Annotated in this window: 20 protein-coding genes; 9 read left to right on the top strand and 11 right to left on the bottom strand. The window is 64.8% G+C overall.

The features are described from left to right. The first annotated feature begins 99 nt into the window (after nt 1-99). Nucleotides 100-1,617, top strand: coding sequence for a cytosine permease (locus AB3K92_RS18200; protein WP_369465566.1), 1,518 nt, complete (start codon nt 100-102; stop codon nt 1,615-1,617). A gap of 177 nt (nt 1,618-1,794) precedes the next feature. Here the strand turns inward: AB3K92_RS18200 and AB3K92_RS18195 are convergent, their stop codons facing one another. Together AB3K92_RS18195 and AB3K92_RS18190 are read right to left on the bottom strand one after the other, a co-directional pair. Continuing rightward, the gene (locus AB3K92_RS18195; protein ID WP_059706063.1) at nt 1,795-2,550 is read right to left on the bottom strand and encodes a glucose 1-dehydrogenase; all 756 of its coding nucleotides are present in this window, start codon (nt 2,548-2,550) and stop codon (nt 1,795-1,797) included. Nucleotides 2,551-2,591: 41 nt separating this feature from the next. Next, entirely contained in the window at nt 2,592-3,128 is a 537-nt protein-coding gene (locus AB3K92_RS18190; RefSeq protein WP_059706065.1) for a VOC family protein, read from the bottom strand. 334 nt (nt 3,129-3,462) lie between these two features. On the opposite strand from AB3K92_RS18190, the gene AB3K92_RS18185 reads away from it, so the two are divergent. Beyond that, a complete protein-coding gene (locus AB3K92_RS18185) occupies nt 3,463-4,713 on the top strand; it encodes an MFS transporter (protein WP_369465565.1) in 1,251 nt (416 codons plus the stop codon). A gap of 173 nt (nt 4,714-4,886) precedes the next feature. Beyond that, on the top strand, nt 4,887-5,498 hold the full coding sequence (locus AB3K92_RS18180) for a cysteine hydrolase family protein (protein ID WP_124844095.1): 612 nt from the start codon (nt 4,887-4,889) through the stop codon (nt 5,496-5,498). 19 nt (nt 5,499-5,517) lie between these two features. Here the strand turns inward: AB3K92_RS18180 and AB3K92_RS18175 are convergent, their stop codons facing one another. The 3 genes from AB3K92_RS18175 to AB3K92_RS18165 all read right to left on the bottom strand — a co-directional run bounded on the left by AB3K92_RS18175 (nt 5,518) and on the right by AB3K92_RS18165 (nt 9,094). Beyond that, nucleotides 5,518-7,143 (bottom strand): amidohydrolase, encoded by a 1,626-nt coding sequence (locus tag AB3K92_RS18175; protein ID WP_059813677.1) that lies wholly within the window; start codon nt 7,141-7,143, stop codon nt 5,518-5,520. A 425-nt stretch (nt 7,144-7,568) separates the two neighbouring features. Beyond that, the gene (locus tag AB3K92_RS18170; protein WP_059484767.1) at nt 7,569-8,384 is read right to left on the bottom strand and encodes a helix-turn-helix transcriptional regulator; all 816 of its coding nucleotides are present in this window, start codon (nt 8,382-8,384) and stop codon (nt 7,569-7,571) included. A gap of 233 nt (nt 8,385-8,617) precedes the next feature. Beyond that, nucleotides 8,618-9,094 carry a nuclear transport factor 2 family protein gene (locus tag AB3K92_RS18165; protein WP_059668005.1) on the bottom strand — a complete coding sequence of 159 codons (477 nt, stop codon included), beginning with the start codon at nt 9,092-9,094 and terminating at the stop codon, nt 8,618-8,620. A gap of 321 nt (nt 9,095-9,415) precedes the next feature. Here AB3K92_RS18165 and AB3K92_RS18160 point away from each other — a divergent pair, with 321 nt between their 5' ends. After that, complete coding sequence (locus AB3K92_RS18160; protein ID WP_369465564.1) at nt 9,416-9,802, top strand: winged helix-turn-helix transcriptional regulator; 387 nt, start codon at nt 9,416-9,418, stop codon at nt 9,800-9,802. A gap of 493 nt (nt 9,803-10,295) precedes the next feature. On the opposite strand, the gene AB3K92_RS18155 is transcribed toward AB3K92_RS18160, so the two are convergent. Continuing rightward, nucleotides 10,296-10,679 carry a YXWGXW repeat-containing protein gene (locus AB3K92_RS18155; protein WP_059652797.1) on the bottom strand — a complete coding sequence of 128 codons (384 nt, stop codon included), beginning with the start codon at nt 10,677-10,679 and terminating at the stop codon, nt 10,296-10,298. Nucleotides 10,680-11,291: 612 nt separating this feature from the next. Between AB3K92_RS18155 and AB3K92_RS18150 the strand changes: the two genes are divergently transcribed. After that, nucleotides 11,292-12,431: a porin gene (locus AB3K92_RS18150; RefSeq protein WP_060225017.1), complete on the top strand. Its 1,140-nt coding sequence runs from the start codon at nt 11,292-11,294 to the stop codon at nt 12,429-12,431. A 176-nt stretch (nt 12,432-12,607) separates the two neighbouring features. Here the strand turns inward: AB3K92_RS18150 and AB3K92_RS18145 are convergent, their stop codons facing one another. Then, a complete protein-coding gene (locus AB3K92_RS18145) occupies nt 12,608-13,006 on the bottom strand; it encodes a GreA/GreB family elongation factor (RefSeq protein ID WP_021162294.1) in 399 nt (132 codons plus the stop codon). Between the two features lie 512 nt (nt 13,007-13,518). Here AB3K92_RS18145 and AB3K92_RS18140 point away from each other — a divergent pair. Next, nucleotides 13,519-13,848, top strand: coding sequence for a DUF4148 domain-containing protein (locus tag AB3K92_RS18140; RefSeq protein WP_027789405.1), 330 nt, complete (start codon nt 13,519-13,521; stop codon nt 13,846-13,848). A gap of 154 nt (nt 13,849-14,002) precedes the next feature. On the opposite strand, the gene AB3K92_RS18135 is transcribed toward AB3K92_RS18140, so the two are convergent. Beyond that, complete coding sequence (locus tag AB3K92_RS18135; protein ID WP_021162297.1) at nt 14,003-14,464, bottom strand: CBS domain-containing protein; 462 nt, start codon at nt 14,462-14,464, stop codon at nt 14,003-14,005. Between the two features lie 177 nt (nt 14,465-14,641). Between AB3K92_RS18135 and ribA the strand changes: the two genes are divergently transcribed. Both ribA and AB3K92_RS18125 read left to right on the top strand, forming a co-directional pair. Next, a complete protein-coding gene (ribA, locus tag AB3K92_RS18130) occupies nt 14,642-15,292 on the top strand; it encodes a GTP cyclohydrolase II (RefSeq protein WP_059484771.1) in 651 nt (216 codons plus the stop codon). 220 nt (nt 15,293-15,512) lie between these two features. Then, nucleotides 15,513-16,787 carry a tyrosine-type recombinase/integrase gene (locus tag AB3K92_RS18125; RefSeq protein WP_369465563.1) on the top strand — a complete coding sequence of 425 codons (1,275 nt, stop codon included), beginning with the start codon at nt 15,513-15,515 and terminating at the stop codon, nt 16,785-16,787. A 215-nt stretch (nt 16,788-17,002) separates the two neighbouring features. Here AB3K92_RS18125 and AB3K92_RS18120 read toward each other — a convergent pair whose 3' ends face one another. From AB3K92_RS18120 to AB3K92_RS18110, 3 genes are all read right to left on the bottom strand, one after another. Continuing rightward, nucleotides 17,003-17,875: an NmrA family NAD(P)-binding protein gene (locus AB3K92_RS18120; protein ID WP_369465562.1), complete on the bottom strand. Its 873-nt coding sequence runs from the start codon at nt 17,873-17,875 to the stop codon at nt 17,003-17,005. Further along, a complete protein-coding gene (locus AB3K92_RS18115) occupies nt 17,860-18,096 on the bottom strand; it encodes an NmrA family NAD(P)-binding protein (RefSeq protein WP_258959454.1) in 237 nt (78 codons plus the stop codon). The genes AB3K92_RS18120 and AB3K92_RS18115 overlap by 16 nt, the downstream gene beginning before the upstream one ends. Before the next feature lie 181 nt (nt 18,097-18,277). Then, entirely contained in the window at nt 18,278-19,195 is a 918-nt protein-coding gene (locus AB3K92_RS18110) for a DMT family transporter (protein WP_021162302.1), read from the bottom strand. A 99-nt stretch (nt 19,196-19,294) separates the two neighbouring features. Here AB3K92_RS18110 and AB3K92_RS18105 point away from each other — a divergent pair, with 99 nt between their 5' ends. Further along, nucleotides 19,295-20,206, top strand: a complete 912-nt coding sequence (locus AB3K92_RS18105) for a LysR substrate-binding domain-containing protein (protein WP_042976918.1) — start codon at nt 19,295-19,297, stop codon at nt 20,204-20,206. The last annotated feature ends 56 nt before the right edge of the window (nt 20,207-20,262 follow it).

The raw sequence follows: 20,262 nt of genomic DNA, 5'->3' as shown, positions 1-20,262 counted from the left end.
CGCCGCGCGATCCGGTTTAGAGTGGCCGCGAATCGATGACGATGTGTCGTATCGCCGCAGTCCCGGGCCGTACAGATGCACAAGAGGAGCTGGAGACAAATGAGTGAAGGCAGGATTACGCAGGTCGAATCGTTCGGTTTCGAGCGCATTCCCGATGCATCGCGCTATGCACGGCCGATCGATCTGTTCAGGTTGCTGTTCGGCGGCTGCAATACGTTTTCCACATCGGTGCTCGGCAGCTTTCCCGTGCTGGTCGGGCTGTCGTTCAAGGCGGGTGTCTGCGCGATCGTGCTCGGCGTGCTCGCGGGCACCTGCATCCTCGCGCCGATGAGCCTGTTCGGCCCGCGCAACGGCACGAGCGACCCCGTGTCGTCCGGCGCGCATTTCGGCATCCACGGCCGGATCGTCGGTTCGTTCCTCGCGCTGCTCACGTCGATCGCGTTCTTCTCGCTCGCGGTGTGGAGCTCGGGCGACGCGCTCGTCGGCGGCGCGCACAACATGGTCGGCGTGCCGGTCAACGGCTTCACGCTCGGTGCGGCGTACATGGTGTTCGCGGTGCTCGTGCTGATCGTCTGCATCTACGGCTTCCGCTTCATGCTGTGGGTCAACAAGATCGCCGTGTGGGCCGCGAGCGTGCTGTTCGTCGCGGGCCTGTTCGCGTTCGCCGGCCTGTTCGACATGAACTACGCGGGCACGGTGCAGCAGGGCAGCGCGGGCTTCTGGGCCGCGTTCGTCGGCGCGGTGCTGGTTGCGCTGAGCAACCCGGTGTCGTTCGCGTCGACGCTCGGCGACTGGGCCCGCTACATCCCTCGGCACACGCCGAAGCATCGTGTGATGGGTGCCGTGTTCGCCGCGCAGATCGCGACCTTCGTGCCGTTCTTCTTCGGCCTCGCGACCGCGACGATCATCGCGGCGAAGGCACCCGCATTCATTGCGTCGAACGACTACGTCGGCGGCCTGCTCGCGATCTCGCCGCGCTGGTTCCTGCTGCCGATGTGCCTGATCGCGATCATCGGCGGGATGTCGACCGGCACGACCGCGCTGTACGGTACCGGCCTGGACGTGTCGAGCATGTTCCCGCGCCTCCTGAATCGCGTGCGTGCGACGCTGCTGATCGGCACGATCGCGATCGCGTTCATCTTCGTCGGCCGCTTCTGGTTCAACCTCGTCGAAAGCGTCGCGACGTTCTCGACGCTGATCGATACCTTCAGTTGCCCGTGGATGGCGATCATGGTGATCGGCTACGTGACGCGGCGCGGCCACTATCTCGCCGACGACCTGCAGGTGTTCAACCGCGGGCTGCGCGGCGGCCATTACTGGTTCACGCACGGCTGGAACGTGCGCGCGATGGGCGCGTGGCTGCCGGCCGCGTTCGTCGGGCTGTCGTTCGTGAACCTGCCGGGCCAGTTCGTCGGGCCGCTCGGCCACCTCGCGGGCGGGCTCGACCTGAGCGTGCCCGTGTCGCTGGTGATGGGCGGGGTGTTGTATTTCGCGCTGCTGACGTTGTACCCGGAACCGGACGGCGTGTACGGCCCGCACGGGCGCCGCTTCGTGCGCGGCGGCACGCAGGCGGCGCGCGGCAACGGCGCGCCGGCGATCCAGCCGAAGGGATATTGAGCGGCGCGTGGTGCGTCGCTGCGCAGATGACGATGCCGCCGCGCGGGAGAGCCGCCGGCGGTATCGTCGTTTCCGGGCGTGTGATCGCGACAGGAGGGGGCCGTAACTTCCACGTGCCGCCGCCGCAAACGAAAAACGCCTGCCGGGCTGGCAGGCGCGTGCCGGTTTCGATGCGTGTCAGTGGAACGTGCTGCCCGCGAGCATCCCGCCGTCGACGATGAATTCCGACCCCGTACAGTACGCGGATTCGTCGGACGCAAGGAACAGCACGAGGCTGGCGACTTCCTCGGGCTTGCCGATGCGCGCGATCGGCAGGCCGCTGTAGATCGACGACGGATCGAAATCCGCGAACTCGGGCGGGCGCGCCATCACGGTATCGATGCCTCCCGGGTGCACCGAGTTCACGCGAATGCCGTAGCGGCCGAATTCGAGCGCGGCGGCCTTCGTCATTCCGCGTACCGCGAACTTGCTGGACACGTACGCGCTGCCGCCCGCGACGCCCTCCATCCCGGCCGTCGACGACACGTTGACGATCGAGCCGCCGCCGGCTTCCTTCAGCGCGGCCACGGCCGATTTCATGCCGAGCCAGCAGCCGACCTGGTTCACGTCGATCACCTTGCGATAGTCGTTGAGCGAACACGCTTCGATCGGCACGAGCTTCAGGATGGCAGCGTTGTTCACGAGGATGTCGAGCCGGCCGAAATGCGCGAGCGTTGCATCGACGGCGGCCTGCCAGCCGGCCTCGCTCGTCACGTCGAGATGCTGGAATCGGGCGGCGTCGCCGAGTTCGGCCGCGACACGCCGGCCGGCGTCGTCCAGCACGTCGGCGATCACCACGCGTGCGCCTTCGGCGACGAACCGGCGCGCTTCCGCTTCGCCCTGGCCGCGCGCAGCGCCCGTGATCAGCGCCACCTTGCCTTCGAGTCGTTTCATGCTGCTTGCTCCTGTTGAGTGTGGTTGGCGCGCGGGTCCGCTCATGCGGAGGCGGCCGCCGCGTCGACGATGCGAACCGGATCCGTGTCGTCTCCGGTGTGTGATTCGGCGATGCCGCGCGCGATCATGTCGCGCATGCCGGCGCCTTCGATGACTTCGATGCGCACGCCGGGGTCGTCGGGGTCGTCGAGATACGCGACGCGCGTGGCCGGGTTGCCGGCTTCGAACACGACGCGCAAGCCGCGTGCGGTGAACCGTGCGATCGCCGCATCGAGATCGTCGACGACCCACGCGACGTGATGCAGCCCGACGAGCGCTTGCCCGTGCGCATCGCGGTACGGCGACGACGTGTCGTTCGTCACGTGAATCAGTTCGATCTGCAGATTGCCGCGATACGCGAGCCCGACGTTCATCGTGACCGACACCGGCTCGCCGAGATGATGGCCGTCGAGGCGCACGTTGCGGAAAACGGTCCACGGGCCGATGCCGTGGCGTTCGCGCCAGCGTGCGATGCTGCGGTCGAGATCGGCGACCACGTAGCCGATCTGGTCGATGGGGCCGAGGACTGGGTCGTTCATGGCGTCTCCGTGGCGGACGCACGTGTGCGTGCCGTGCGATGAATGACGGCCATGATCGCAACAAAGCACACGCGGCGTGCCGTCCGAATGGATGAGTGGGCGCGCTTCGTCCCGGCGTGACGGGTGCGCGCGGGTCGTCGCGACGATGCCGGTGCGTCGAGCGCCAGGTAGCGGCCGCTGCCTGCCGCTCCGGGCCAACGCTGGCGGCCCATCGGCGCGGGCGGCAGGCAGGGTGCCGGTTCCGCCGATGATCAGCATCGCGGGCGGCGGCCTACCGCTGCCGCCGCCCGGTCGTTACGCTTGGGCGATCATCCACTCTGTCCGGAAGGTCGCCATGTCCCGGCTCGATTACAAGTTGCTCGGCCCCTGTCTGCTCGCGATCGCGCTCGACGCGATGGGATTCGGGCTCGTTTATCCGATGATGTCCGCGATCTTCAGCGATCCGCACGCGGGCATCCTGCCGGCCGACGCCGGCGCGCACGCGCGCAATTTCTACCTCGGTCTCGGCTACGGGATCTATCCGTTGTGCATGTTCTTCGGCTCGTCGCTGATGGGCGAACTGTCCGATCGCTACGGCCGCCGCAAGATCCTGCTGCTGTGCGTGACCGGCCTCGCGGCCGGCTACGCGATGATGGCGGCCGGTGCGTGGCATGCGAGCGTCGCGCTGCTGCTGACCGGCCGCGGGCTCACCGGGCTGATGGCCGGCTGCCAGGGTATCGCGCAGGCAGCGATCACCGACCTGAGCACGCCGGAAAACAAGGCGTACAACATGAGCATCATGTCGCTCGCGTTCAGCGCGGGCGTGATCGTCGGCCCGGTGCTCGGCGGCGTCACGTCCGACCGCACGATTTCGCCACTGTTCGACTACGGCACGCCGTTCGTGCTCGTCGCCGGGTTGTCGCTGATCGGCGCGTTCTGGACCTGGGCGTCGTATCGCGACTCGGCCGTGCTGCGTGGCGACACGCGTATCGATCCGCTGCTGCCGCTGCGCATCATCGGGGAGGCCGCGCGCCAGCGCAACGTCGCGTTCCTGTCGGTGGTGTTCTTCCTGATGCAGGTAGGCTACGGGCTCTACCTGCAGACCATCATGCTGCTGCTGCAGGCGAAGTTCGGCTACACGAGCGCGCGGCTCGGGCTGTTCAGCGGCGTGATCGGCCTCTGCTTCGTGTTCGGCCTGCTGTTCGTCGTGCGGCTGATGCTGCGCGTATGGCGCGTGGTCGACATCGCGAAGACGGGCCTCCTCGTCGCGGGCGTCGGCCAGGTCCTGTCCGCGCTGTTCCCGCACGAGCCGGTGTTGTGGGCGCTCGCGATGGTCGTCGGCTGCTTCGACATGGTCGCTTATACGACGATGTACACGGCGTTCTCCGACGCGGTCAGCGAGGACCGGCAAGGCTGGGCACTCGGCGTCGCGGGCTCGGTGATGGCCGTCGCGTGGGTCGTCACGGGGGCGCTCACGAACCTGCTGCCGGTGTTCGGCGAGATCGGCCTGCTGCTGATCGGCGGCGCGGGCTTCCTGCTCAGCTTCTTGATGATGGTCGCGTACGGCCGCACGCAGCCGGGTGCGCGAACGGCCGCGCTGTCGTAGGCGGCAGGCACGTTGGCCCGATCCTGTCGGACGTTGTCCCGCGCGCGGCTGTCGCGCATGGCCGCTGGGCCCGACACTGGCACCTCGCGGCCGGGAAACGTCCGGGCCGCGTCCGGCGGCGCCGGCTGGCCCGGCGCGCCGTTCCTTCGATACGCCAACCGAGAGAGCGACCCATGCAACATCCGACCATCCGTACCCTGGCGGGCGCGACCGCGCCGACGTCGATCGCCGCCGCCCGCACCGCGCTGCTGGTGATCGATTTCCAGAACGAATACTTCAGCGGCCGGCTGCCGATTCCCGAGGGACCGCGCGCGCTGGGCAATGCGCAGCGCGTGATCGCGTTCGCCGATCGCGCGGGCATTCCGGTGTTTCACGTCCAGCATGTCGATTCGCCCGACAGCCCGATCTTCGCGGACGACAGCGACGGCTTCCGCTTTCACGCGAGCCTGCAGCCGGCGCCGCATCACGCGGTCGTGAAGAAAACCTCGGTGAGCGTGTTCCCGACGACGGACATCGATGCACGCCTGAAGGCGGCCGGTATCGACACGCTGATCGTCACGGGCCTGATGACACATGCCTGCGTGGCTGGCGCGGCACGCGATGCGGTGCCGCTCGGCTACGCGGTGATCGTCGTCGACGATGCCTGCGCGACGCGCGACCTCGACATCGCGGAGGGCGGCACGGTATCGCACCGCGACCTCCATCGCGCGACGCTGGCTGCGCTGTCGGACACGTTCGGCGACGTGCTGACGACCGAGCAGGTGCTGGCGCTCGGCGTCGCTTGACGGCCGCCGGGTTCGTGCTTCAGTCGGCCCAGCCCGGCGCGGCGTACACGACTTCGCCGCGGAAGCACGTCTCGATCACGCGGGTTTGCGCGAACGTCTCGACGGGATGGGCGAACGGATTGCGATCGAGGATCGCGAAGCTCGCGTCCTTGCCCGCCTCGAGCGAACCCGTGCAGTCGTCGAAGCGCAGCGCATACGCGGTGTTCACCGTATAGGCCTCGAGCATCGTGAGCAGGTCGAGGCGTTCGTGCGGATTCCACGGCGGGCTGTCGGGCTGGTCGATCAGCAGGTGCGTGACGCCCGTCTGGATGATCTGCATCGGGTCCATCGTGCTGACCGACCAGTCGGAGCCGGCCGCGAGCATCGCGCCGGCGTTGCGCAGGCTGCGGAACGGATAGTTGCGCGCGGTGCGTTCGGCGCCGAGCAGGTCGCGATAGAGTTGCTGCTGCTCTTCGCGCGCGGCCGTCCACAGCGTCTGCACGCTGGCGATCGCGCCGAGCCGGTTGAAGCGGCTCATGTCGGCCGGATCGACGAGCTGCAGGTGCGCGAGCTGCGCGCGGCGGTCGCGCATGCCGTTGCGGATCTGGACATATTCGAGCGCGTCGAGCGTCATGCGCACCGCGCGGTCGGCGAGCGTGTGGAAGTGCAGGTCGAAGCCGGCGGAATCGGCGAGCAGGCAGATCTCGTTCAGCGCGTCCTGGCTCCACAGCGCGAGGCCGCAGTCGTCGGTGCCGGCGTACGGCTCGAGCAGCGCGGCGGTTTTCGATTCGGGCACGCCGTCGACGAAGATCTTCACCGTATGCAGGCGCAGGTTGTCGCATTCGTACGCGCGACGCCATGCGGCGAAGCGCTCGACCTGCTCGCGCGGATCGCGGCGCGGGTTCGCATAGAGGCCCGCGCTCATGTACACCTTCAGCGTGCCCGCGCGCTGCGCGTCGGCATACGCCTTGAGTTCGGCCTCCTCGACGCGTGCGTCGAACCAGCCGGTGATGCCGTAGCCGTGCGCCATCGCGTGCGCTTTCGCGAGCGACTTCGGATAGCCGGCCGGGCTCAGTTGCGGAATGAGCGGGCAGACGCGATAGAACGCCGCTTCGTGCACGACACCGTTCGGCGCGCCGGACGCATCGCGTTCGTAAACGCCGCCGGCCGGGTCGGGCGTGTCGGCGTGGATGCCGGCCGCTTCGAGGCCCTTCGTGTTGAGGCAGCCGCTGTGCACGTCGAAGCCGACCACGAGCAGCGGCCGGTCGGGCACGACGCGGTCGAGCAGTTCGCGGGTCGGATATGCGCCGAATGCGGCCAGGTTGGCGCCGCCGAGATAGACCCACGGCTCGTTCGGCGTCGCATCGGCGCAGGCGCGGATGCGCTGCAGGATCGTGTCGGGATCGTTGATGCCGGACAGGTCGAAGTCGCCGAGGATCTGGTGGCCTTCGAGCGGATGCACGTGGCCGTCGATGAGGCCCGGCAGCATCAGCCTGCCGGCCAGGTCGACGGTGCGCGTCGCGGGGCCGATGAGCGGACGGATATCGTCGTCGCGGCCGACCGCGACGATCTTGCCGTCCCGGGTGGCGAGCGCCTGCGCGAAGCGGCGCTGCGCGTCGCCGGTGTAAAGCAGGCCGTTCAGGTAGGCGGTGTCGGCGTATTGCATGTGTCTTCTCCGGATGGGGCTGTTCGACGGGCGCACGTGTCCCGCGGGCGGGCCGCGGGGCTCGTCCGGTCGCGTGAACCCGGTCGGGTTGAATGGGACGGGGGCGGTTATGTGCCGGTGCCGCGCGGCAGGCGCCGCGATGCGTCACGGTGAAGGCCGGCCGCCGCCGGGGCGTCATGCCGATCCCGCTGCCGGGCCTGAAGCGGCAGCTCGATGGGCGACGCGCGCGCGGCCGTGCGGGCCGGCGTCCATCCGGTATTCGGCATTCGGTGTCTCCGTGGCATCCGACGCGTTCCCGTCGTCGGGTGAGTCAGATACTAGGAGCGGGGCGGCCGGCTGTCTGTCATCGTTTTTAGGACAACCAGCGACAAAGGCGGCGGGGGGCGGCAGGGGCGGCGGGTGTGGCCGGAATGCGGAGGCGTCGTCTAGCGCCCGTGGTCTGCCGGCGGTTCTTCCTCGGTCACGCACCACGCGAACAGCCCGGCCCGGTTCGCCACGCCGAGTTTCGCGAGCGCGCGCCCGAGATAGGTGCGCACGCTGCTCGGCTTGAGCGCGAGCGTGTCGGCGATCCGGGGGACGGGCCGGCCTTGCAGCACCGCGCGGCACACGAGCCGTTCGCGCTGCGACAGCGTTGCGCCGCTGGCCGACAGGCGCTGTTCGAACCGCTGCAGCAGCGCGCCGTCGTCCGAGCGGGGCGTCAGGCGGGCGAGCCGCGCGTGCTGGATCAGCAGCGGCAGCACGAAATCGCCGAGCTGCCGCAGCAGTGCCAGTTCGGCCAGCGTATAGGACGGCTGGCCGCGCCGGCGGAACAGCGAGAACGCATAGACATAGTCGCGCTCGCTGCCGAGCAGCGTGCAATCTTCGCCGAGTTCGCCGAGCGCGAACTGGCGGCCGTATTCGGTTGCCATGTCGACGTCCTCGTTGCACGAGAACACGAGCTGCGAATCGGTGGCGCGCTCGATGTGCGGAAGCAGCGTGTCGTTGCGCCAGTCGCCCTGTGTATACAGATCGAGTGCGTGGCGCGTGCCGTCGGGATCGTCGCCGCCGGCGAAGAACAGCACGTCGACGCTGTCGACCGAATGCGACGGCGCGTCACGCCGGTAGCGCGTCGCGACGCTGTAATGGGACTGCGGATCGACGGTTTCGCGCAGCCATGCCCAAAGCCGGGCGGGAAACTGCGGACTGCCGAGGCTGGCGATCAGGTCGCCTGCATTGCTGAGGGAAATATGGGCGGGGCTCATCGTTGACACCGTCTTCGCGAACGGCCGCCCGTACCGGCCGTGTTTCGCGTGCGACGGCGAGCCGGCGGCGAGGCGGCCGGCGGTGCGGTCATGCGGGACGGAGGCCGGCGCGGCGGCGAAGCTCGATTGTAGGGGACTTCGCCGCCGCGAGGCAGTCGCGCTAGCCCGGCGGGCGGCCGATCGTCCGCCGACGAGCGGCGTGCATCGTTGCGCGCCGCGTGACGGCCCGCGCGTCAGAACATCGTGTTCGCGTTCGCGGACGTTTCGGGTACCGGCTGGATCACGTCCCAGTGTTCGACGATCTTGCCGTCCTTCACGCGGAAAATGTCGACGACGGCCTCGCCGCGGTCGCCCGGGCGCTCGGTCGCATGCACGTGCAGGTAGACGAGATCGCCGTCGGTTGCGCTGCGCACGATGCGCGCACGCGACGCCGGGTTCTTCTGGAAGGCGCCGACGAAGTACGACACGAACGGCTTCTTGCCGTCCGGTACGTGCGGGTTGTGCTGTTTGTAGTCGTCCGCGACGACGGCGGCGGCCTCGACCGCTTCGTGCTTGTTGAAGAAGCGGTCATAGAACGTCAGCACGAGCTGGCGGTTGGCTTCCTCGGCGGCCAGGTTGCGCGTGGCCGGGCCGGCGGCCAGCGCGGCCGTCGACGCGGCCAGCAGGACGAGCGCGGCAACGGCGCGAACGGGAGAGCGGAGCGATGACATGTAGCGGGTTCCTTGTCTGACGAAGCGTGGGTTGGCGCGCGATGCGCGACGGCGGGTCGGGTCGGCCATGACGATCGTCGGGCGACGGTTGCGGATGCACGTGCGCTGTCGACGCGAGGGATTCACCGCCCGGTTCGTATCGTCGAGATACGGAGCGGCGAGGCGGCGCGTCGTCGTCATGCTTCGTTGAACTGGCGAATCCGCGCGGCTGCCGGGCCGCTCGAATGGTACAGTTGCCGCGAACCCGTCACAAGAAGTCAGCGCGGTGTGAACAGGTCACACCGCGCTGACCATGCGTTGCCCTTGAAAGAGAATCCCGTCATGCCGTTCCCGCCCGCCGACGAAACCGTCGAACTCGATCAGCCCTGCCCGATCCGCGATGTGCTCGACCGCATCGGCGACCAGTGGAGCCTGCTCGTGCTCGAAGCGCTGTCCGGCGGGACGATGCGTTTCAACGAACTCGCCCGCGCGATCGGCGACGTGTCGAAGCAGATGCTGTCACGCACGCTCAAGCGGCTCGAACAGGACGGCTTCGTCAGTCGCACGCTGTTCGCCGAAGTGCCGCCGCGCGTCGAATATGCGCTGACCGACCTCGGGCGGTCGTTCCTGACGCCGATGCAGGCGATGATCCGGTGGGCGGACGAACATCATCACGCGATCTGCGCCGCGCGGCGCCGTGCACGGGAGATGGACGGCGGCGAGCGCTGAGCAGGGCGTATGCGCTGTTTCGTCGATGGACGGTGGGCTGCGGCTTGAGTGCGATGCGACGAGGCATGCCGCGACTGCACGTGCGGTGCCGCACGTGATTTCGTTATCCGAATGATATCGATGGGGCGGGCAGGCATCGCCGATGTTTCAATGTGCTCCGTTCGGCTCGAATGCGGGAATGCACTGGCGGTGCATCGCTTGCGGGGTGCGCGCCGGGGCGACTGCAATGGCGGTCTTTCGCTGTATGGTGCATGAGAGCTGCGGCGGGGGGCTGGCCGAGCCGGGATGGTGCACCCCAGACCGGCGGGCATATCGGCGGTCGAGGGTGCCTGATCCGATCGACACCTGGGCGCATGCGTGGGGGGGCGAGGTCGGGCAGGGCGCGCGGGGGCGCCTGCCGGGCATCATGATGTCGAGGCTGAATGGCGCGGGTTCGTCGCGCCGCCTGGTTCCGGGGCTGCCAGCGGCCGAGTGCGGGGTGCCGCGCGCCTGCCTATCGCCACGTGCCGTCGACGTAGATCCATACCTGTCCCTGGCGGCGCCAGTAGCCGGGCACCCATCGACGCCCGGGGCGCCGTGCGACCCAGCGGCCCGGCACCCATATATAGCGGCCTCGCTGCCAGCGCCAGTAACCGTCCGTCCATATATAGCCGTGCGGCCGTGGCGGCGGCGGGCGGCGATCGTGTCTCGCGGCCGGCGGCGCGAAGCCCGGGCGGTCTGCATAGGGCGGCCTGCCGGGCACGCGGTTCGGGCCGGGCGGCCGATATCCGGGCGGCGGGGGCGGCACGGGCTGGGCCGAGGCGGCACGGAGCCAGCCGCCGGTGCCGACGAAGGCGGCGGTCAATCCGATGGCGCGCAACAAGGAGCGTCGATTCATGGCGTGTCCTGTTCAGTATTCGAGGCTGCCTTACATTAGCCGGCCGGTCCGCCGGGCGGGTTACGCGCGCGGTCAAGGCTGTTACCGTGTGTCACGGCAGGCGGGCGAACCGCCAGCGGGCGGAGGCCGGTCTCCCTGTTTTTCTGCGGCTGACGACGGATGTTGCCCGCGCTGCACGAATGTCGCGTCCTGTTTACCGGCTGACGGATGTGTTTTAGGCGCTCGGAGCCCGAAATTCGAGATCGGATCGAGTAAAATTTGCCGATTTCGGGGTGCCGCACCGAATCCGTTTGTTGTTTCTATGCAACCGTCAAGACGATGACATGAAAGAATGGTGCGATGAAAGCCTTCAAAAAGCCCCCGTCAAGAAGTCAAAAACAAACGTCAAAACAAATACTTATAACTCGTCCCCACTTTCATTATTTCTAGTTCTGGAAAAGCTTATTTCTTTATTTGCGGATCGCTCCCCTAGGGTACACCCCTAAACTCACGGTTCCCAAACGGGCAACTATCCGGGCGCGGCCAGCAGGATCGATGGCGCTCCCGGGCGGTTGCAGACCGTTTATGAACAAGGTCGCGAGACCTGCCTCTTTTTAGAAGGGAGCTCCACGAATGAACAAGACTCTGATCGTTGCAGCAGCTGCAGCATCGTTCGCAACCGTCGCTCACGCGCAAAGCAGCGTCACGCTGTACGGCGTGCTGGACGCAGGCATCACCTACACGAGCAACGTCGGCACGGCCGTCAACGCAGCGGGCCAGTCGGTGAACGGCAAGTCGCGTTGGGCGATGGGTTCGGGCATTGACCAGAGCCGTTTCGGCCTGCGTGGCTCGGAAGACCTGGGTGGCGGCCTGAAGGCAATCTTCACGTTGGAAAGCGGCTTCGGCATCGGTGACGGCAAGCTGGGCAACAACGGCGGCATGTTCAACCGCCAGGCTTTCGTCGGCCTGTCGAGCCAGTACGGCACGGTCACGCTGGGCAAGCAGTACGACGCAGCGCAAGACTACCTGGCGCCGCTGACGGCAACGGGCTCGTGGGGCGGCACGTACTTCGCGCACCCGCTGAACCTCGATCGTCTGAGCACGACCGGCGATGTCGCATCGAACAACACGATCAAGTTCACGAGCGCGAACTACGCTGGCCTGCAATTCGGCGGCACGTACTCGTTCTCGAACAACACGAACTTCGGCAACAACCGTGCGTACAGCGCGGGTGCCGCATACCAGTTCCAAGGTCTGAAGCTGGCTGCTGCATACTCGCAAGCGAACCTGGGTGACGGTACGAACGGTAGCGGCGCAACGTCGTCGGCGATCGGTGGCGTCGCTAGCCAAGGCCGCGTCCGCACGTACGGTGCTGCTGCTGGTTATGCATTCGGTCCGGCACAAGTCGGCGCCGCATGGACGCAAGCGCGCCTCGACAACAATGCAGTTGGTAACCTGGGCTCGGTGCGCACCGACAACTACGAAGTCAACGCGAAGTACAACCTGACGCCGGCTCTCGGCCTGGGCGCTGCTTACACGTACACGAACGCGAAGATCAACAATGGCAGCACGCACTGGAACCAGTTCGGTCTGCAAGCTGACTACGCACTGTCGAAGCGCACGGACGTCTACGCACAAGCTGTGTACCAGCGCGCAGCGAAGAACGGCATTGGCGCATCGATCTACAACGGCGATGCGATCAGCAGCAACAACCTGCCGAGCTCGTCGATCAACCAAACCGCAGCAACGGTTGGTCTGCGTCACCGCTTCTAAGCGTGACGGCGGGGTAACCCGCTTCGCAGCATCGAAAAAGGCGCCTTCGGGCGCCTTTTTTTTCGTCTGTGGAACGAGATGTCGACGATTGGCATCGTCCGGATGCAAAAAAGCGAGGCCCGTGCCTCGCTTTTCTCGTTGTGCGCCGTTGCGGGGCAATACCCGCTGCATACGGCTCAGCGCGTGTATTCGCCGTTGGCTTCCGGCTGGAACACGATCGCGGCGACCTTCATCAGCTTTTCGGCACCGCTCGGCTGCATCACCTTGACCATCTGGCCGCGTTGGGTGCCCAGCAGTGCCATACCGACGGGCGAGAAGACGTTCAGGCGGCCCAGTTCGAGATTGGCGGCATCCGGATAAACAATCGTCCAGGTGGCCTGTTCCTGGGACGCTTCGTCAAGCAGCGTGATTTGCGAATTCATCGTGACGACGTTCGCCTTGATGGCATCGGGCTGGACGATGTCGGCGCGCTCGAGCAGCGTGTCGAGCATCGTCTGGAAGCGCGGGTTGTGTTCGGCGTGCTTCTCGAGGCGGGCAACGTCGAGTTCGGTCAACTGGTAAAGGCGTTGTTTCATGGCTGTTCTCCAAATGATCGGCAGGGGCAGGCGTGGCGTGCCTGTGAGGATCGCCCGGAGCCTGTCTGACCTGGCTCCGGGAGGAGGCCGAGCCGTCAGATCAGGCGCCGGGCAGGGGCGAGCGGCGCCTGGGCCGTGCGTCGAGCGAGGGGATGCGCCGGATGGCCGGCGCGCGCGCGCACGCCGGCCGGGCCGGACGGCGAAACCGAAAGAGGCGTGAGCGCGTACATGGTGGATGGAATATCGACTGGCGAATAAAACCTTACGATTCTACAACACAACCTTCGGTATATGTGATCTGGTCGTCGGCAGTTCGTCAGCGATTGTTGTGCTGCTGAAGCAAGTTGCCGCGATATCGCCCGAAAACGATCGGCTATTTTTGTCGAAATCGCAACGCTGTTTGTTCAAACTAAGGGTTTCCCCTTGGGAATGCGAGAACTACACTGCATTCAATCGCTTCAGACAGTCCTGCCGAGGCGATGTCATAAGAGAACATATTCCGGAGGTAAATCATGAAGTCGATCATCTACGCAGCCATCGCCGCATCCGTCCTTGCCGCCCCGATCGCATCGTTTGCACAGTCCGAGCAGGGTTTGACCCGCGACCAGGTCAAGGCCGAGCTCGTGCAACTCGAACAGAACGGCTACAAGCCGCTGGCGAGCGATTCGCAGTATCCGGACAACATCCAGGCCGCCGAACAACGCATTCAACCGAACCAGCCGATGCTCGCGCAAGCCGATACGAGCGGCTACGGTGCCGTGGCAACGGGTGCCGGGCAAGCCGGCCGCCGCATGACGCGTGAAGCACCGAACCCCGTGAATTCGGTCTACTTCGGGAACTGAACACCGCCGGGTCTGCCCGAGCGCACCGCTTAATCGGCGAGACGCGCGCCAGTTGCGCGCGTCATTCGCCCGCAGGAGCAGAACCTCCGTCGCCGCATTCCGGCGGCTTTCCGCCCAGACGCTCACGCGTTTGGGCCTTTTTTGCTGGGGCGGGTCAGGCGGACGTAACCGCAGGCGTGCCGTGGATATAGTGTTCGAGCTGGCTGATCGTGAACTGCTGATCGGCAATCACGCTCTTGACGAGGTCGCCGATCGAGATGAGGCCGACCAGCTTGCCGCCGTCGAGGACGGGCAGGTGGCGCATCCGGTGTTCGGTCATCAGCGCCATGCACTCGTCGGTGGATTGCGACGGTTCGACGTAGCGCACCTTCGCCGTCATGATTTCCTCGACGCGGGTGGCTTTCGACGAGCGATCCTGCAGGACGACCTTGCGCGCGTAATCGCGCTCGGTGACGATGCCTGCTATGTCGTCGCCGTCCACGACCAGCAGCGCGCCGATGCCCTTTTCGGCCATCAGCTTGATGGCGTCGTAGACGAGATCGGTCTTCGTGACGGTATAGATGGTGCGGCCCGAATCCGGCTTGGCCTTGAGAATCTGCGCGACAGTCGTGCTCATTCGCTTTCTCCGTGTGCAGGTCGATGCTGGGCAGGCAGGGCGTGATGCGTGTCACCCGATGAGCCCAGTATAGCCGCGCAGGTGGCGGCAGTCGCGTGACGATTCCAGATTAGCGGTAAACTCCCGTCACGCACTATCCACACAACTCCTACATTCCTGAACGTTTCGATTGAATTCATGATGTCTTCGCGTCCACAATCGCCCACGCCGGGCAATGGCCAGGCCGACGAGTGCGTGACGCTCGTCGCCACCGCGTCGCTGCCCACACGCTACGGTACGTTCAAGTCGTACGCTTTCCGCGTATCGGGCAGCGATGCCGAACATCTCGCGCTCGTGATGGGCGACGTCGCCGGCGAGCAGTCCGTGCTGACGCGGCTGCATTCCGAATGCCTGACCGGCGACGTGTTCGGCTCGTACCGCTGCGACTGCGGCGAGCAACTCGATCTCGCATTGCGCTACATCGCGGCCGAAGACCGCGGCGTGCTGCTGTATCTGCGCGGACATGAAGGGCGCGGGATCGGCCTGAGCAACAAGATTCGCGCTTACGCGCTGCAGGAGCAGGGGCGCGACACCGTCGAGGCGAACCTCGACCTCGGCCTGCCCGACGATGCCCGTGAATACGACTCCGCCGCCGCGATCCTCCGGATCCTCGGCGTGACGTCGGTGCGGCTGATGAGCAACAACCCGGCGAAGTTCGACACGCTCGCGAAGCACGGTATTCCCGTCTGCGAACGCGTGGCGCTTGCGGTGCCCGTACGCGAGGAAAACGAGCGTTATATCCGCACGAAGCAGACGAAGTTCGGGCATTACTTCGAAGAAAACGAGTAACAAAAACAGGGGCTCTCCGGAGCCCCTTGCTCCAACTGGCTCTCACACCTCTGAGCCTTTCTGGTAAAGGGTTTGAGCCGAAAGTTGCGTTTATCGGGTGCCTTGTCTGCACTTGACGAAATAGGCGAAAACTTGGCACTCTGGCGTAGCATTTTCCTACGCCAGATCGAAAAGCTACGCTACGGTCTAGGCCTACAACAAAAACCTACGCCGACCGCTGATGAGATTCGACGCACGCACCGCGAGCAAGCTGCCTGCGGGCCAACACATGACCTTTGACGGATTCCCGGGCCTCCGCTTCCAGGCCAGCGAGAGCCGTCGTTCCTGGATCTACCGATACAAATCCCCCATTGACGACCGAATGCGCCAGGTGAAGCTCGGCGAGTGGCCGGCCATGGGTTTCCCTGCGGCGATTTCTGAATGGGAGCAAAAGCGAGCGGCGCGTGATGCTGGGGCCGATCCTGCTGCCGCAAAGCGCGAGAAGCGCGCTGCGGTTGCCAATTCGCGCGCCGTCGACGCATACACTGTCAAGCACGTATGTTTCGACTATATGGGCGGCTATCTGGAGCCGAACCGCAAGGACAAGGGCGTGATCGAGGTTAGGCGGATGTTTAAGGCGATGCTCGGCCCGATCGAGAGCGTTCCGGCCGCATCGATAACTCGTGCGCAGGCGTTCGAATTTTTGGATTCTTATCGTGCAACGCCGGCGCTCGCTGCGCGCCTCCGCATGGAGCTGGGCGGAGCGTGGGACTATGCGATGGACGCTGGGAGGCTCCCTGATGGCACGCCGAACTGGTGGCGAATGATCCTGCGCGGCAAGCTTCGCAGCAAGGGGCGCACGATCGACGGTGTCGCCATGGGCACAAAAAAGCGGGTATTGAGCGAGGATGAGGTTGGCACGCTGCTTCGCTGGCTGCCGAATATGAGCCTAACGGTTTCAGACGCGATCACCTTGTATCTGTGGACGGGCGCCCGCGGCGGCGAAATCATTTCTATGGAGTCGCACGAAATCGCCGACGAGGCGGACGGCCTATGGTGGACCGTGCCGAAGGAAAAAACCAAGAACTCGTGGCGCGCGAAAGCAGGGGATTTGCGGGTGCCGCTCGTTGGTCGAGCCGAGGCCGTTGTCCGTCGACGCAAGGACCAGGCTGTGAACGGCTTTCTGTTCCCGACGTCGACCGGCGAGATGATGAAGCAGACCGTCATTTCGCACGGCATTTACTATCATCAGCCGTACTGTAAGCAGGCGCCGAATCATAATCGGCCGCGGCTACCCGTCACGCACTGGTCGCCTCACGATTTGCGGAGGACTGCCCGAACTATGCTTGCCGCACTTGGGTGCCCGCATGATGTCGCGGAGGCGGTACTTGGTCATGTTCAACCGGGTGTAGCCGGCGTGTATAACCGGCACCACTACGATCGGGAACGTCGAGAGTGGCTCACGCGCCTGTCGCAGTTCCTTGATGAACTCGCGCTGCGATATCCGACTAAGTAATCTGTTGTGTAAGGCGAGGTTAGACCAAACGGACAGCGTCAGATCGTCTGACTCTGTTCGGCCATGTCCGGACATTGGCATGCCGTTCCTCGTTGGCCGCCTTGCCGACAGCTTCGGACGTTGAGCGTCGCCGATCTTCGCCGGCATCGCAGCGTGAGAAAACGCGCGGCAAGTAGTGAGGCGTTTTGCAGTTGAGCCAGACGTTCGCGAGGAACTTATAACGTGCCCTTCCTCTGGTCTTCGGACAGCTTCAAGACAGGCGGCAATCTGAGCAGATTTTCAGGCTGAACCCTTTCCCAGAGGACTCCGTTGCCCAGTGCTCGTCCCAACTGGTCTTCCCGCCTGAGCCATTGTTCGACCGTCCTGATTCGCCCGGGATGAATTTCGTCGAGCAATGCGTAGTCTCTCTTGATGATCCCGTACTTCCACAGATTCCAGAAGCCGGTGAAGTTTTCGCGGAAGCTCATCGTACTTTTGTCGCGGAGATCGGCGTTATATCCGGAAGGCAAATCGGCTGCGGCCTTGAGCGGTCCGCTCCAGTATGCTTCGAGGTCGGTATCGATATATTGCGCGGGATGTCCGGTCACGGCTTCGAACGCCTCGGCAAGCTTCGCATACTCGACATGATCGATCGCGACCTCGAGATTCATGCCATTCGCACGCTCCGGATTGTCGAAAAGCCAACGTGCGTAGTACCCGCAGTCCTCAAGCGCTACATGCGGGACGGCGCCGTCACCGAGTGGCACCCGCCACGTAACGACGCCGCTTTCCACGGACGGGGTCATCGGTGTCATTGCCGAGACGGCCATCTCCATATACGGACCGGTCGTAAGCAGCGCGGCGCCCATCCGGTCCCGGTTTGTCAGGTTCTGGAACAGAATCCATTCCCCTACGCGGCCCTTGCCATCATAGTGGCCTGTCCGAAACCGGGAATCGTATCCGGACCTTTTGAGCGCGTAATCGAGGTTTCCATACACGAAGAACTTGACTCCTTCTTCGATGGCTATTTCATAGCATCGGATGGCCCAATAAATCTCAGTCTTCTCCCCGGTGTTGAATCCATCGAGATTGATTACGCTGCGCTGCAATTACGAAAACCATCACGCAGGACCGCTTCATCGGCAAACGTGCCCTTCACGATCGAGACGTTCCCCAGAGTGGATAGCTCGATGGCCCGTCGCGATTCAGGATCTCGGCTCAAGGCGCGCACGGCATATTTGCCGTCGGCGACGAGCGCCCGGATGACGGGCAATCCCTGTGCGCCCGTTCCACCGATGACGAATATGGTCGAGGGGACCCGTGAAGACATGTTTGTTTACGCTGGTATGAGTTGGATAGATTTGCCGACCGCTACGCGCCGATGGCACGGATGTCAGCTTCATATGGCATCGGGCACCGGTACGCCGACCACTCGCCCGTGAACTTCTGTCGAGATGCCGAATTGCGGTCTGCGCGATATTTCATCGAAGCATTCATACGACACTGCGGCTCTAACCGGCCGCCTTCGCCGGACCGCGCGCCGCGACTGCGCGTGGTTGCCGGCCACGTTGCAGCAGAAACACACCACCGAGGATTGCGCCCATCGCGAACAGTTCGACTGCGCCGATCGGTTCCTGCGCAAGCCACGAACCCATCAGCAACGCAACGACCGGTGGAATGTACGTCACGCTGGACGCGGCCACTGCTCCGAGCCGTCCGACGATGAAGTAATAAAGGATGTAAGCGATCCCGGTGCCCGTCAGACCGAGTCCCAGCACGAGGCCGAGCAGCGCTCGCGCATCGCTCGTCACACGCACGATGCCGTGGAAATCCGTGACGCAGCCGATCAGGACCAGTGCGAAGCCGATCTGCCACGTCGACAGCGCGAGCGGTGAGAGGTCCAGGCCGGAAAGAAAGCGGCGCGCGTACACGAACGAGCAGCCCACGCTGAGCGAGCCGGCGATCATATAGCCGACTCCGAGCAGGTTGACGCCAGCCGCGTGCGCATTCCACGGACGCGCGATCAGCAGTACGCCGACGAATCCGCAGACGATGCCCGCGATCATTCGCGCGTTCGGGCGCTCCTCGCGCAGCAGTGCCCATGCGCACAGGAAGGAAAAAAGCGGGATGGCGCCGCTTAGCATCCCGGCAATGCTCGAGAACAGCAGCCCGGCCCCTTTCGCGAACGCATAGTAGTAAATCACGGTCGCAAGCAGCGACATCACCACGAAGTGGTGAGCGTGCCGAAGATGGCGCCATTTGAGCGCCTTAGTGAATAGCGCGACCGTGAGCAGCGGAATGAAGCCGAAAAGCACGCGCAGGAAGACGATCTGACTGGCAGCCAGATCGACGCTCGCCCACTTCATGAACAGGAAATTGGTGCCCCAGATGAACCCGAGGGCGGCGAAGGCGAAATAGGCGGGATTCATGTCAGCGCACCAGGAAAGCGGATGAAGTCCCGATTGTGTTCCGCACCACCTTGCTCTACAAATGATTTAATGTCGACTATGAAATAGAAAAACTGAGCTATGCGATCGACTCCTCCGCTGAAAGCCCTGCCTGCCTTCGAAGCTGCCATGCGGCACGGCAGTTTTACTCTTGCATCCCGGGAACTGAACGTGACGCCTGGTGCGATAGGGCAGCAGATTCAGAAGCTTGAGGAATGGCTCGGCGTTGCCCTGTTCGTGCGCCAGATACGGCAGGTAACGCCCACAGAGGATGGTCGCGCCTACTTCGCGCAGATTCAACCTGCCCTGGCAGAGCTTATTCATGCGAGCCATCGCATTCGTGAGCGTCGCGGTAGCGGCGTGCGGTTGTCGATGCCGCCGAGCTTCGCTGCCAAGTGGTTCGCCCCACGCATGGCCGACTTCCTGCAGGCAAACCCCGGGATTGCGCTGAGCCTGAGCACATCGACAACGATGGTCGACTTCGAACTGGATGGCGTCGATCTCGCGGTTAGGCATTTCGACGGGATGGATGCACGACTATCCGTTCAACTGCTGTGCCATGACGAGGCACGCGCGTATTGCCATCCGGCATACGCGAAGCAGCGCCGATTGAAGCGCCCCGACGATTTGCGCACGGCGACACTGCTCCATAACACGCTACACCCGCACTGGGCCACGTGGCTTGCTCGATTCAGCGGTCTCGACGGTTCGCAGATCGAAACCATTACCGGTATCCGGTTCGACCAGTCGTTGATAGCGATCGACGCCGCAGTGCGCGCGCAAGGCGTTGTGCTTACCAGCCCCCTGCTGGTAGAAGCGGAACTGGCTCGTGGAGAACTGATTGAGCCATTCGATAATGCGCTTGCGTTGGACGCCGGATACTACCTCGTCCATCCCGCCAGTGCCGCAACCAAACAGGCGGTTCAATTGCTCAAGGCGTGGTTTACCGACAGCATCGCCAGGGGATGTGCGCAGCGTGGAGGCTACTTCTAGCCGTCGAATTATTGTCTCAATGACTGCTGTCGGCTCTAATGCCGACGCCGGATAAT

The sequence above is a fragment of the Burkholderia sp. Bmkn7 genome, from assembly GCF_041103175.1.
Lineage (GTDB): Bacteria > Pseudomonadota > Gammaproteobacteria > Burkholderiales > Burkholderiaceae > Burkholderia > Burkholderia cepacia.
Note: the sequence above shows the minus strand (reverse complement) of the source record. Positions and strands in the feature narration are given on the sequence as shown.